The 12640-nt window shown below is 62.7% G+C and carries 12 protein-coding genes; 5 read left to right on the top strand and 7 right to left on the bottom strand.

Annotation, left to right across the window (positions count from 1 at the left end):
- Positions 1-28: 28 nt before the first annotated feature.
- The 4 genes from MM194_RS00580 to MM194_RS21900 all read left to right on the top strand — a co-directional run bounded on the left by MM194_RS00580 (position 29) and on the right by MM194_RS21900 (position 2714).
- Positions 29-388 carry a CidA/LrgA family protein gene (locus MM194_RS00580; protein WP_033130290.1) on the top strand — a complete coding sequence of 120 codons (360 nt, stop codon included), beginning with the start codon at positions 29-31 and terminating at the stop codon, positions 386-388.
- A gap of 58 nt (positions 389-446) precedes the next feature.
- A complete protein-coding gene (locus MM194_RS00575) occupies positions 447-1133 on the top strand; it encodes an LrgB family protein (RefSeq protein ID WP_033130289.1) in 687 nt (228 codons plus the stop codon).
- Positions 1134-1379: 246 nt separating this feature from the next.
- Complete coding sequence (gene cdd / locus MM194_RS00570) at positions 1380-2261, top strand: cytidine deaminase (RefSeq protein WP_033130288.1); 882 nt, start codon at positions 1380-1382, stop codon at positions 2259-2261.
- 321 nt (positions 2262-2582) lie between these two features.
- Positions 2583-2714 (top strand): hypothetical protein, encoded by a 132-nt coding sequence (locus tag MM194_RS21900; protein ID WP_277604995.1) that lies wholly within the window; start codon positions 2583-2585, stop codon positions 2712-2714.
- A gap of 574 nt (positions 2715-3288) precedes the next feature.
- On the opposite strand, the gene MM194_RS00565 is transcribed toward MM194_RS21900, so the two are convergent.
- From MM194_RS00565 to MM194_RS00555, 3 genes are all read right to left on the bottom strand, one after another.
- Positions 3289-4950, bottom strand: coding sequence for an AMP-binding protein (locus tag MM194_RS00565; protein WP_241342305.1), 1662 nt, complete (start codon positions 4948-4950; stop codon positions 3289-3291).
- A 99-nt stretch (positions 4951-5049) separates the two neighbouring features.
- Positions 5050-5328 (bottom strand): YfcL family protein, encoded by a 279-nt coding sequence (locus MM194_RS00560; RefSeq protein WP_033130286.1) that lies wholly within the window; start codon positions 5326-5328, stop codon positions 5050-5052.
- A gap of 108 nt (positions 5329-5436) precedes the next feature.
- A complete protein-coding gene (locus MM194_RS00555) occupies positions 5437-6552 on the bottom strand; it encodes an ATP-NAD kinase family protein (RefSeq protein ID WP_241342304.1) in 1116 nt (371 codons plus the stop codon).
- A gap of 106 nt (positions 6553-6658) precedes the next feature.
- Between MM194_RS00555 and MM194_RS00550 the strand changes: the two genes are divergently transcribed.
- Positions 6659-7381 carry a TerC family protein gene (locus tag MM194_RS00550; RefSeq protein ID WP_241342303.1) on the top strand — a complete coding sequence of 241 codons (723 nt, stop codon included), beginning with the start codon at positions 6659-6661 and terminating at the stop codon, positions 7379-7381.
- Positions 7382-7475: 94 nt separating this feature from the next.
- Here the strand turns inward: MM194_RS00550 and aroG are convergent, their stop codons facing one another.
- The 4 genes from aroG to MM194_RS00530 all read right to left on the bottom strand — a co-directional run bounded on the left by aroG (position 7476) and on the right by MM194_RS00530 (position 12593).
- Entirely contained in the window at positions 7476-8531 is a 1056-nt protein-coding gene (gene aroG / locus MM194_RS00545; protein ID WP_033130283.1) for a 3-deoxy-7-phosphoheptulonate synthase AroG, read from the bottom strand.
- Positions 8532-8749: 218 nt separating this feature from the next.
- On the bottom strand, positions 8750-10033 hold the full coding sequence (gene aroA, locus MM194_RS00540; RefSeq protein ID WP_033130282.1) for a 3-phosphoshikimate 1-carboxyvinyltransferase: 1284 nt from the start codon (positions 10031-10033) through the stop codon (positions 8750-8752).
- 317 nt (positions 10034-10350) lie between these two features.
- Positions 10351-11439 carry a 3-phosphoserine/phosphohydroxythreonine transaminase gene (serC, locus tag MM194_RS00535; RefSeq protein ID WP_241342302.1) on the bottom strand — a complete coding sequence of 363 codons (1089 nt, stop codon included), beginning with the start codon at positions 11437-11439 and terminating at the stop codon, positions 10351-10353.
- A 224-nt stretch (positions 11440-11663) separates the two neighbouring features.
- Positions 11664-12593, bottom strand: coding sequence for an FAD-binding protein (locus tag MM194_RS00530; protein WP_241342301.1), 930 nt, complete (start codon positions 12591-12593; stop codon positions 11664-11666).
- Between the last annotated feature and the right edge of the window lie 47 nt (positions 12594-12640).

The following is a 12640-nucleotide window of genomic DNA, read 5'->3' as shown; positions in this document are numbered from 1 at the left end:
CGCTCACAGTTGCCAAGATGAGGCCCCAGTGCTGCTTCAACGCGCCTTGCTCTACCTTCGTGATTTCATGGTCATCGTCGCCTGCCTGCTGGCAGGCAAAGCTCTGGCGGCCCTGCTGCCCTTCGCCTTCCCCGGCAGCATCCTCGGCATGCTGCTGCTGTTCGTGCTGCTCTCGTTGCAATTCATCAAGCTGCACTGGGTCGAACAGAGTGCCGGCCTGCTGCTGCGCCACATGGGGGTGCTGTTCGTGCCGGTGGCGGTCGGGCTGGTGGCCTGGCTCGAGCCCCTGCGCCAATCCTTCGGGCTCATCCTGCTGTGCGTGGTGCTGGGCATAGTGCTGATCCTGGCCACCGTCGGCCACCTCTACCAGAGGATGAACAAGCAATGATGCGCCAGCTTGCCATCTCCCCCGCTCAATCCCGCCATCCCATGACAAGGAAGCAACCATGATGTTCTGGTTTGCCATTCCCCTGACGCTTGCGCTCTATTTCGCCACCCGGGCCCTCTACCGCCGTCTGCCCTGGCCCATCGTCAACCCTGTGCTGATCCCCACAGCCGTCATCATCGGCCTGCTGCTCTGGCTGGATCTGCCGCTGGAGCAGTACCAGCACGGCACCTTCCCCATCACGGCGCTGCTGGAGCCGGCGGTGGTCGCGCTGGCGCTGCCGCTCTATCAGCAGGCTCGCCAGATCCGCTCAAGGCTCAAGCCCATCCTTGCCTGCACCCTGGCCTCTGTGCTGATCTCGGTCTGCACCACTTTGCTGATCGGCCACCTGATGGGGGCGGATCCGGCGCTGCTGGCCTCGCTGGCCACCAAGTCCATCACCACGCCGCTGGCCATGAGCGTCAGCCAGTCGCTGGGCGGCATTCCCGCCATCGCGGCCGCCGTGGTGGTGGTGGTCGGGATCATCGGCGCCCTCATCGGCTACCCCCTGCTCAAGCTGATGCGGGTCACCGATCCCGAGGCCCAGGGCCTCGCTATGGGGGCCTGTGCCCACGCCATCGGCACCGCCACCTCCGCCGAAAAGGGGGTCACCCAGGGCGCCTTCTCGTCGCTGGCCATGGTGGTGTGCGGTATCCTCACCGCCGCGGTCGCTCCCCTGCTGTTTGCCATCTACCACTGGCTGACCTGAAACCACCGCACGCGTCCCCTGCAATGGCCACCCCTGGCGGCCATTGTTCGCTTTCTATCCAAACACCCACTCATACTCAGGTGACACTTAAACGCCCCCGTGCTGGGAGCTGACGCACAGATTGCGCAAGACAAACGTTTCCTTTAACATCGCCGGCCCTTTGCCCACCAAGGCGTGAGCGCGCTCACACATTTCGCCGCGCTTGCTCCCTACAATGGCCCCCCAATTGGCCTTTGAGGACACAGTATGCATCCCCGTTTTGCCAAGCCATTCGAGACCCTGTCAGCCCCGTTGCAAGCGGCCCTGCGCCCCATGCTGGATGAGGGGTTCAACGCCAGCTTCAGCCCGGCGCAAATCGCCATCCTCAAAGCCGCCACCGGCCTTGAGGATCGTGCCCTGCGTCTCGCCCTGCTGCCGCTGGCCGCCGCCTGCTCGGTCGCCCCCATCTCCAGGTTCTTCGTCGGCGCCATCGCCTGTGGCCTGAGCGGCCACTGGTATCTGGGTGCCAACATGGAGTTTGCCGGTCCGGGGTTGTTCCACTCGGTGCACGCCGAGCAGTCCGCCATCTCCAACGCCTGGCTCGGCGGCGAGACCGGGATCAGTGAAATCACCGTCAACTACACCCCCTGCGGCCATTGCCGTCAGTTCATGAACGAGCTGAGCACCGCCAAGACCCTGAAGGTCTCCCTGCCCGATGACTTGAGCGAGCTGCAGTCCTTCCTGCCCCACTCGTTCGGTCCCGCCGATCTGGACATCACCGACGCCCTGATGAGCCCGCAAGCCCATGACGAGCTGGTGCTGGAAAGCGATGATCCCCTGTGGCAGGCCGCGCTGACTGCCGCCCGCCAGAGCTATGCCCCCTACAGCCAGGGCTACGCCGCGGTGGCGCTGCAGTTCGCCGACGGCCGCGTCTTCTGCGGGCGCTACGCCGAGAACGCCGCCTTCAACCCCAGCCTGCCACCGATGCAGATGGCCTGTGCCCATGCGGTATTGAACGGCGAGGATCTCGGCACCGTGCGCCGCGCCGTGCTGCTGGAGAACGGCAACAGCCCGATCAGCCAGCGAGATGCGGCCCAGTCCACTCTGAAAGCGCTGGGAACAGTCGAGCTGGAGTACCAAGCCGTCTGATCAGCAGGCCAAATGCCTCTGTCCGTCAGGATCCCCAGATAATGCTCTGGGAGCCGGACCAGCGATCGCCGATGTCTGCGTATTTCTGCTCGAGCAGGTGGCGCCGGATCTTCATGGTGGGATCAGCCAGCGAGATGCGGCTCAATCCACTTTCCACCCTGAAGGCGCTGGGATCCGTCGAACTGGAGTACAAAGCCGTCTGATCAGCAGGCAAAAAGCATTAGGGGAGCCACTGGCTCCCCTTTTTGTATTTGTTTTCCAAATGCCTCTGTCCGTCAGGATCCCCAGATAATGCTCTGGGAGCCGGACCAGCGATCGCCGATGTCTGCGTATTTCTGCTCAAGCGAGTGGCGCCGGATCTTCATGGTGGGATCAGCCAGCGAGATGCGGCTCAATCCACTTTCCACCCTGAAGGCGCTGGGATCCGTCGAACTGGAGTACAAGGCCGTCTGATCAGCAGCCCAAATGCATTAGGGGAGCCACTGGCTCCCCTTTTTGTATTTGTTTTCTAAATACCCCTGTCCCTCAGGATCCCCAGATAATGCTCTGAGAGCCGGACCAGCGATCGCCGATGTCCGCGTATTTCTGCTCAAGCGAGTGGCGCCGGATCTTCATGATGGGGATCAGCCAGCGAGATGCGGCTCAATCCACTTTCCACCCTGAAAGCGCTGGGATCCGTCGAACTGGAGTACAAAGCCGTCTGATCAGCAGGCCAAATGCATTAGGGGAGCCACTGGCTCCCCTTTTTGTATTTGTTTTCCAAATGCCTCTGTCCGTCAGGATCCCCAGATAATGCTCTGGGAGCCGGACCAGCGATCGCCGATGTCCGCGTATTTCTGCTCAAGCAGGTGGCGCCGGATCTTCATGGTGGGGGTCAGCCAGCGAGATGCGGCTCAATCCACTTTCCACCCTGAAGGCGCTGGGATCCGTCGAACTGGAGTACAAAGCCGTCTGATCGGCAGGCAAAAACTATTAGGGGAGCCACTGGCTCCCCTTTTTGTATTTGTTTTCTAAATACCCCTGTCCCTCAGGATTCCCAGATAATGCTCTGGGAGCCGGACCAGCGATCGCCGATGTCTGCGTATTTCTGCTCGAGCAGGTGGCGCCGGATCTTCATGGTGGGGGTCAGCACCCCATTTTCGATGTTCCAGGGGCTCTTCACCACCAGGATGCCGCGAATGCGGGCATGGGATTCCAGCTGGCCGTTGACCCGGTTGCGGGCCGCCTCCAGCTGGGCGTTGACGGCGGCGCGATCCCCCTTCATGGCGCTCTCGGCCAGCTGCACCAGGGCCACCGGCTGCGGCATGCCGTAACCGATGACGCACAGCTGCTCTATGATGGGCTCCTGCCCCAGCAGCCCCTCGATGGGGACCGGCGCCACGTACTTGCCCTTGGCGGTCTTGAACACGTCCTTCATGCGGCCGGTGATGGTGAGGTAGCCCTCCCGGTCCAGCTTGCCCATGTCACCGGTGTGCAGCCAGCCGTCGGCGTCGATGGCTTCGCTACTGTGCTCGGGATCCTTATAGTAGCCGATCATCATGCCGTCACAGCGGCAGAGGATCTCCCCCTCGTCGGAGATCTTGATGGTCACCCCGGGCCCCGCCTTGCCGACCGTGCCTATCTTGTCGGCCCTGAACGGATAGTTGAGGGTGGAGAAGGCGTGGTTCTCGGTCATGCCCCAGGCCTCGGTGATCTCGATGCCGATGCGGTGGTACCACTCGAGCAGGGCCGGCGCCACCGGGGCCGAGCCACAGCCCAGCACCCGCGCCTGATCCAGCCCCAGCCCTTTTTGCAGCTTGCGCTTGATGAGGCCGGAGACGAGCGGGATCTTGAGCAGCAGATCCAGCTTCTTCTGGGGCAGCTTCTCGAGGATCTTGATGCGGAACATGGCCCAGAGGCGCGGCACCGAGATGAAGACGGTAGGTCGGCAACGCTTGACGTCGTCGATGAAGGTGTCGAGGGACTCGGGGAAGGCGATGGTGGCGCCACTGAACAGGCTGCCGCCGTAGATGTAGACCCGCTCGGTGATGTGGGCCAGCGGCAGGTAAGAGAAGCCGCGATCCGCCTCGGTCAGCGCCACCGCCTCCACCAGCTTCTCGCAGGACCAGGCGTAGCGCTCCACGCTCAGCATGGCGCCCTTGGGCTTGCCGGTGCTGCCAGAGGTGTAGACCAGGCTCAGCAGGGCGTCAGGCGCCTGCACCGGGCTGTCGGTGATGGGGGCGTGCGTCGCCAGCAGAGCGTCCCATTGATGAGGGGCCGGCATGGTGTCATAGGGGAAGGCGATGCGCAGCAAGGAAGCCGGCACCCCCGCCTCCTGGCTCTGCCAGTCATCGAGCTTGCCGACGAAGATCGCCTTGGCCTCGCTGTGACGCAGCACGTATTCGATGGTGTCGACGTTGGCGGTCGGGTAGATGGGCACGCTCACGTACTGCCCCATCTGCATCGCCAGATCGGCGATGAACCACTGGGCGCAGTTCTTGGAGAGCAGCGCCACCTTGTCACCGGCCACCAGCCCCAGCTCGCGCAGGGCCGTCACCATGCGCCGCGCCTCGTCGGCCACGTCAGACCAGGTGAAGTCGACGTATTCACGGTGGATAGTTTGACGCAGGTAGACTCGGTCAGGCGACTGCCGCTCCCAGTGATAGAGCATCTCGAGCGGCAGTTTGTTGGCAATGCGTGAGGAGGACATAGTTCAATCCCTGAAACAAAAGGCGAGTCCCATTATTAACCTTTTGATAACACTCAGGGAAGCAGATTACTTAAACTTCTGTTTGAACTGCGAATGGGATCAAGCTTCCGCCTGTTGCTGCAGACGCTGCCACAGATCCTGCACCAGCACCTCGTCCTGCTCGGACAGTTCGCCCTGCAAGATGGCCTCATTCAGGCTACGCAAGACATAGCTCTTTACATCCCGCACCAGGGTCTTGCCTTCCAGCTCGGCACGGGCCACCGCCAGCGAGATATGCCCGCGCAGGTAGCCGCCAGCAAACAGATCGTCATCGCTGGCCGTGGCCACCATGCCGTCGATCAATCCCAACAACTTGTGCTCAAAATCGTGAATTGTCATGTAACGCAGCCTCATTTCCGGGATTGCCGGCAAAATAATTCGGGGAGTGGAACCGCGATCTTGTTGATCACGGCTCTCTGGCGCCAGGCCAGCCGCATCCTTGATGTCCTATTCCGGGTTGGCCACCGGGTAGATGACCTGGTCCTTGTAGCCGGTGGTTATCCGCAGATAACCCCTTAACGACCGGTTCAGTGCCGGGTCATCGGTGTCCACCAGCAGCGGACGGCCTTCGAGTGCCGCCAGCTTGGTCTTGGTGGCGAGCACCTGAATATGGTCTCGCCCGACGGCCCTGATCACCTCTGGACTCAGTTGCTGATTTCCGCGCCCGAACAGATGTCCCTGACCGCCGATCAGGGTAATGATCAGGCGACAGCGACGACCGCGGATCCGGGTCAGGATCTCGGCGGCGGACAGATCCTGCCCGATAAGCCGGCCATTTTCCACCAGATCCACACCGAGCAGCGTATTTTCCAGCCCCATCTCCCCCATACAGGCGGCGACCGTGCTGCCCGACCCCATCAGATAGAGGGTATCTGGCTCCATCTCCTCCACCACCCCGGCGGCGAGATCCGCGAGCACCAGCTCCTCGGACTCCCGCCCGCCCTGCTTGGTCGCCTGCACGTAGCGCAGATCGCCGGGCACCTGCATCTGGCCATAGTGACGAGCCCGCACCTTGCCGGCCCGAAACGCCTCCTCGTCGATGTCCACCACCTCGGCGTCCATCAGGCTGAGCAGCTCACCGCCTATCATCCGCGCCACCACCCGCCCGCTGGCGGCCGGGGTCACGCCGTAGACCCCGGAGTGGATCTTGCACCCGGCCGGGATGCCGAGCACATGGCAGGACTCCCCCACCGCGGCGCAGATGTCCCTGGCCGTGCCATCGCCACCGGCAAACAGCAGCAGATCCACCCCCGCCTCCCGCATCAGCGCGGCGGCGGCGCGGGTATCGTCGGCGCAGGTTGTCGGGCCGGCGGACTTATAGACGATGGTATGCGGCAGTTGCAGCTCGGCGGCGAGGCTCGCCCCCATCTCCCCCGCCACCGTCAGCAGCTCGAAGGGCTGCGTCAGATCCAGTAGCGGCAGCAGGGCCTGACGGGCCCGCTCCTGCGCCTTTGGCACCGCGCCCCGCGCCAGCGCCTCGGCCACGACACCGTCGCTGCCTTTGAGGCCGACCGCCCCGCCGATGCCGGCGACCGGGTTGATAATGAGCCCTAAACGAAACATGATTCTCTCCCTCTGATCGCCGCTATTTTATCTGTTCGCCGCTATGGGACAAGCCGGGCTTGCCTGCTAAAATGCGCTGCTTCAATATTTCAACCAAGGTTCAATCATGCTGGAATGGATTGCTGATCCCTCTGCCTGGGTAGCACTCGCCACCCTGACCCTGCTCGAGATCGTGCTGGGCATCGACAACATCATCTTCATCTCTATCCTGGTGGGTCGGCTGCCGGAGGCCCAGCGCCAACGGGCACGGATCCTGGGGCTGGGGCTCGCCATGGGGACCCGCATCCTGCTGCTGCTGTCCCTGGCCTGGGTGATGCGCCTCACCCATCCGCTGTTCAGCCTGTTCGACGAGGCCATCTCGGGCCGGGATATGATCCTGCTGGTGGGGGGCCTGTTCCTCATCGCCAAGAGCACCCACGAGATCCACCAGAGCCTGGAAGGGGCCGCCGACGAGCAGGGGATGGTGAGCAAGACCGCCGGTTTCATGTCGACACTGGTGCAGATCGCCATCCTCGACATCATCTTCAGCCTGGACTCCGTCATCACAGCCGTCGGCATGGCGGACCACGTGCCCGTCATGGTGCTGGCCATCGTCATCGCCGTCGGGGTCATGATGTTTGCCGCCAAGGCCATCGGCGACTTCGTCGACGAGCACCCCACCATCAAGATGCTGGCGCTCTCCTTCCTGATCCTGGTCGGTGTCGCCCTGATGGCCGAGGGGCTGGATCTGCACATTCCGAAGGGTTACATCTACTTCGCCATGGCCTTCTCGCTGGTGGTGGAGATGATCAACATCCGCCTGCGCGGCCATCAGGAAAAAGCCAAGTAAGCTGCCGACTTCCTGCCACACAAGGCCAACAAAAAGCGCGACCCCGGGTCGCGCTTTTTTTATCCGTTGTGAACGGGCCGCTTGGGCCTGGGCATCAGAGCGCGTTGCGCGTCGCCACCGCATCGGCCAGGTTGCGCAGCAGGACCTCGGTATCGGCCCAGTTGATGCACGCATCCGTGATGCTCTGGCCGAAGGTGAGCTCGCAGCCTTCCACCAGATCCTGACGTCCTTCCACCAGGTGGCTCTCCACCATGACACCGAACACCGCCTTGCTGCCGGCGCGCAGCTGACCGGCCACGTCCTCGGCCACCAACATCTGGTTCTTGAACTGCTTGCTGCTGTTGGCGTGGCTGAAGTCGATCATCACCTTCTGCGGCAGACCGGCCTTGTCCAGCCCCTTCACCACATCATCCACGTGGGCGGCACTGTAGTTCGGCTCGCGGCCACCGCGCAAAATGATATGACAGTCCGGGTTGCCGGCGGTGGAGACGATGGCGGAGTGGCCGTACTTGGTCACCGACAGGAAGTGGTGCGGCGCGCTGGCGGCGCCGATGGCATCGATGGCCACCTTGATGGTGCCGTCGGTGCCGTTCTTGAAACCGACCGGGCAGGAGAGACCGGAGGCCAGCTCACGGTGCACCTGGGATTCGGTGGTACGGGCCCCGATGGCGCCCCAGCTCATCAGATCCGCCATGTATTGCGGAGTGATCATGTCGAGGAACTCGGAGGCGGTCGGCAGCCCCATGTCGTTGAGGTCCAGCAGTAGCTTGCGACCGATGCGCAGACCATCGTTGATCTGGCAGCTGTTGTCGAGGTAAGGGTCGTTGATCAACCCCTTCCAGCCGACCGTGGTGCGCGGCTTCTCGAAATAGACTCGCATCACGATTTCCAGCTGACCTTTAAGCTCGTCACGCAAGGTCTTGAGGCGCTTGCCATATTCCAGTGCCGCCACCGGATCGTGGATGGAGCAGGGGCCGATCACCACCAGCAGGCGCTGATCTTCGCCGGCCAGGATCTGATGAATGGCCTGGCGGGATTCAAACACGGTCGATGAAGCGGTTTCAGTCGCCGGAAACTTCTCGAGCACCGCAACCGGGGGCAATAATTCTTTGATTTCACTGATACGAACGTCGTCGGTTTGATGCTTCATGACAAGGCTTCCTGCTAGATAACTGCGATAAAGAAACTTCAATCTAGCCCGCAGCCGAAGCGGTGTAAATAGAAAATTACATCTTCACGAAATGAATTTAGCAACGGAGTCTTGCAAGTTGTAATAATACTGCTAGCGAAGTGTTTGAGGGGCTAAAAAGAAGAGGCCCGCCCTTCGCGCATGGCGAGAGGGCGGGCACGGGCAGCGGACCTTTGGGATCAGACCGCTTGACTGATGCTGGCCAGCTTGTCGAAGTAGTCCGGGAAGGTCTTGGAGGTGCAACCCGGATCGTTGATGGTCACCGCGGTGTCCGACAGCGCCACCAGCGAGAAGCACATGGCGATGCGGTGATCGTTGTAGGTGTCGATGGCCGCGTGCTTGAGGCTGGCCGGCGGCGTCACCGTGATGAAGTCGTGCCCCTCCTCCACCTCAACCCCGAGCTTGCGCAGCTCGGTCGCCATGGCGTGCAGCCGATCCGTCTCCTTCACCCGCCAGTTGTAGATGTTGCGAATGGAGGTCGGCCCCTCGGCGAACAGCGCCGTGGTGGCGATGGTCATGGCCGCGTCCGGGATCTGGTTCATGTCCATGTCGATGCCGTGCAGCGGAGCCTGCTCCGCTTCGATGAAGTCGTCACCCCAGGTGATCTTCGCCCCCATCTTCTCCAGCACGTCGGCGAAGTGAATGTCGCCCTGGATGCTGTGCTTGCCGATGCCGGTCACCCGCACCTTGCCCTTGATGGCACCTGCCGCGAGGAAATAGGAGGCGCTGGAGGCATCCCCTTCCACCAGGAAGTCACCGGGGCTGACGTAGGTCTGGTTGCCCTTGATGTAGAACAGCTTGTAGTCGTCGTGCTCGATGACCACCCCGAACTGCTTCATGATGTGCAGGGTGATGTCGATGTAGGGCTTGGAGACCAGCTCACCCTTGATGTGGATGCGGGTATCGCCGGCCGCCATGGGGGCTGCCATCAGAAACGCCGTCAGGAACTGGCTGGAAACGGAGCCGTCGACATGCACATCGCCACCCCAGAGTCCCTTGGCATCCACCACCAGCGGCGGGTAGCCGTCTTTCTTCAGGTACTGGATGTGGGCGCCGGCTTCACGCAAGGCATCCACCAGATGACCGATGGGGCGCTCCTCCATGCGCGGCTCACCGCCCAGCATGTATTCGCCGGATCCCAGACACAGCGCCGCGCAGAGCGGACGCATGGCGGTGCCGGCGTTGCCGAGGAAGAGGTTGACCGGCTCCTTCACCGCGAAGCTGCGGCCCAGGCCGTGCACGGTGCACTCTGTCTTGTCGGCGGAGAGCTTGTACTTGACGCCAAGCTGGGTCAGCGCCGCCAGCATGTGACGGATGTCATCGCTGTCGAGCAGGTTGGTCAGCCGGGTGGTGCCCCGCGCCAGGGCTGCCAGCAGCAGGGCACGGTTAGAGACACTTTTGGAGCCAGGCAGATTGACCACGCCAGCCACACGAGAAATGGGTTCCAAACGCAACGAATTCATAGACTTCCTGTACTATCTCAATTAAATCACCTGACCGGACGTTAACAGCCTGCGTTCTGCGCGGCAAGACTACTCTTGGCACAAAAACCGGGCCGCTGATGCGGGCGGTCAGGATCCACCGGAAAAACAGACGCCGGGGAGTCCCCGGCGCCTTGCATCAGAGGGAAGATGCTTTAGAACCTGTTCACGGGTTGTCGCGAGAGGCCGTCAGCAAGGTGAAGCGCAGCGCAGGAACCTGAGTTGATACCCATCAATGATGGTTCCGCGCAGCACATGAGCCTTGATCACGACATCGCAGTCAGCGCGTGAGCGGCGCCTCAGCCGTGGCGCTTGGCAAAGCCATCCATAAAGCTCACCAGAGCCTTGACCCCCTCCAGCGGCATGGCGTTGTAGAGGCTGGCACGCATGCCGCCGACGATGCGGTGCCCCTTCAGCGCCAGTAGACCGGACGCCTCCGACTCGGCCAGGAACAGCTTGTCCAACTCGGCGTTCTTGAGCTGGAACGGGATGTTCATGCGCGAGCGGCAGGCCGCATCCACCTGGTTGCCATAGAAGCTGGACTGATCGAGATAGCCGTAGAGGAAATCGGCCTTCTCCTTGTTGCGCGCTGCCATCGCCTCGAGCCCGCCCTGTTCTTTCAGCCACTCGAACACCAGCCCGGCCAGATACCAGGCGTAGGTGGGCGGAGTGTTGAACATGGAGTCGTTCTTGGCGGTGAGCTGGTAGTCAAAGATCGAGGGCACGTCGGCTCTCGCCTGGCTCAGCAAGTCGTCCCGCACTATGGCGATGGCGAGGCCAGAGGGGCCGATGTTCTTCTGGGCGCCGGCATAGATGATGCCGAAGCGGCTCACGTCGATGGGACGGGAGAGGATGGTGGAGGAGAGATCCGCCACCAGGGGCACATCGCCGGTGGCCGGAATGTCGAACATCTCTATGCCATCAATGGTTTCGTTCGGGCAGTAGTGCACATAGGCAGCGTCGGCACGGAACGCCGGGGTCGGCAGCAGATGGCTCACCCCTTGCGCATTCTTGGCGACACCATCAAAGGTCTGGATGTCGCCGAACTTGCGCGCCTCATCCACGGCGCTCGCGGCCCAGACGCCGGTCAGCAGATAATCGGCCTTCTTGTTGGCGCCGCCGAGCAGGTTCATGGGCACGGCAGAGAACTGGCCACGACCGCCGCCGTGCATGAACAGCACCTTGTAGTTGGCCGGCACCGCCAGCAGCTCGCGCAGGTCGGCTTCCGCCTTCTCGGCGACCGCCATGTAGGGCTTGCCGCGATGGGAAAGCTCCATGACCGAGGCTCCCAGCCCCTGGAAGTTACAAAATTCGCGCTGGGCGCGCTCCATGACTTCAACCGGCAACATGGCGGGGCCGGCGCAGAAGTTGTAAATCTGTTTGCTCATGACGCTTTCCGTGAGTGGATGAGAGTGATCGATGACTTGAATGTTTTTACACGAGAGGGCCCCGTCGGGGCAAAGGCTTTTTGGGATCTGGCGCACCCTTTTGGGTCAGCCAGGCTGATCCCAAAGAGTAGAAAAGCCCTGAATGGGTCAGGGCTTGCAGAGAACGTGCAGAGAAATGGCCGGCTGCTGGCATAAATGCACTGCCGAGGCCCTTTTTCACAACATCACAGCTTGGCGGTGAGCTCGGGCAACAGGCTGAACAGGTCCCCCACCAGGCCGTAGTCCGCCACCTGGAAGATGGGGGCCTCGGGATCCTTGTTGATGGCGACGATCACCTTGGACTCCTTCATGCCCGCCAGGTGCTGGATGGCCCCCGAGATGCCGACGGCGATGTAGAGCTCGGGGGCCACTATCTTGCCGGTCTGGCCCACCTGCAGATCGTTGGCGACGAAGCCCGCGTCCACCGCCGCCCGGGAGGCACCGACCGCCGCCCCCAGCTTGTCGGCCAGGGCCTCGATCAGCGCGAACTGCTCCTTCGAGCCGAGCGCCCGTCCCCCCGAGACCACCACCCGGGCCGCGCCGAGTTCGGGCCGCGCGGAGCGCACCGCCCGCCGTTCGATGAGGCGGGTGCGACACCTGAGATCGGGCACGGGCAATCGTTCGACGGGCGTTCCACCCGCCCCGCCACTGACCCCGGTGAAGGCGCTAGCGCGAATGCTGAGCACCTTGACGAGGGCCGAGCTCGCGACCCTGGCGATGGCATTGCCCGCATAGATGGGACGCAGGAAGGTATCGGCGGATTCAATGCCGGTCACCTCGGAGATCATCTCCACCCCGAGCCTGGCCGCCAGCCGCGGCAGCAAATCCTTGCCGTGGCTGCTCGCCGCCATCAGGCAGTGCTGATAGTCCCGCGCCACCTGAGCCAGCAACCGATCGACCCCATCGTTCAGGCCTTCTGCCAGCAGAGGATGCTCGGCCAGCAACACCCGATCGACCCCTCGCAGGCTGGCGGCCTGCTCCCCCGCCTCGGTCAACCCCTGCCCCAGCAGCAGCAGGTGCACCTCGCCGCCGAGTTGGGTGGCCGCCGCCACCAGACGGGCGGCGCTGTCGGCCAACTGGCCCTGATGATGTTCGGCTATAACCAGTACGCTCATGGCTGCACCTTCGCTTCCTTTCCCAATCTTTCCACCGCGCCAACCCT

The organism is Aeromonas sp. MR16 (genome assembly GCF_022549315.1).
GTDB classification, from domain to species: Bacteria; Pseudomonadota; Gammaproteobacteria; order Enterobacterales; family Aeromonadaceae; genus Aeromonas; species Aeromonas aquatica.
The sequence above is the reverse complement of the archived record's forward strand: the minus strand, read 5'-3'. Positions and strand labels throughout refer to the sequence as shown.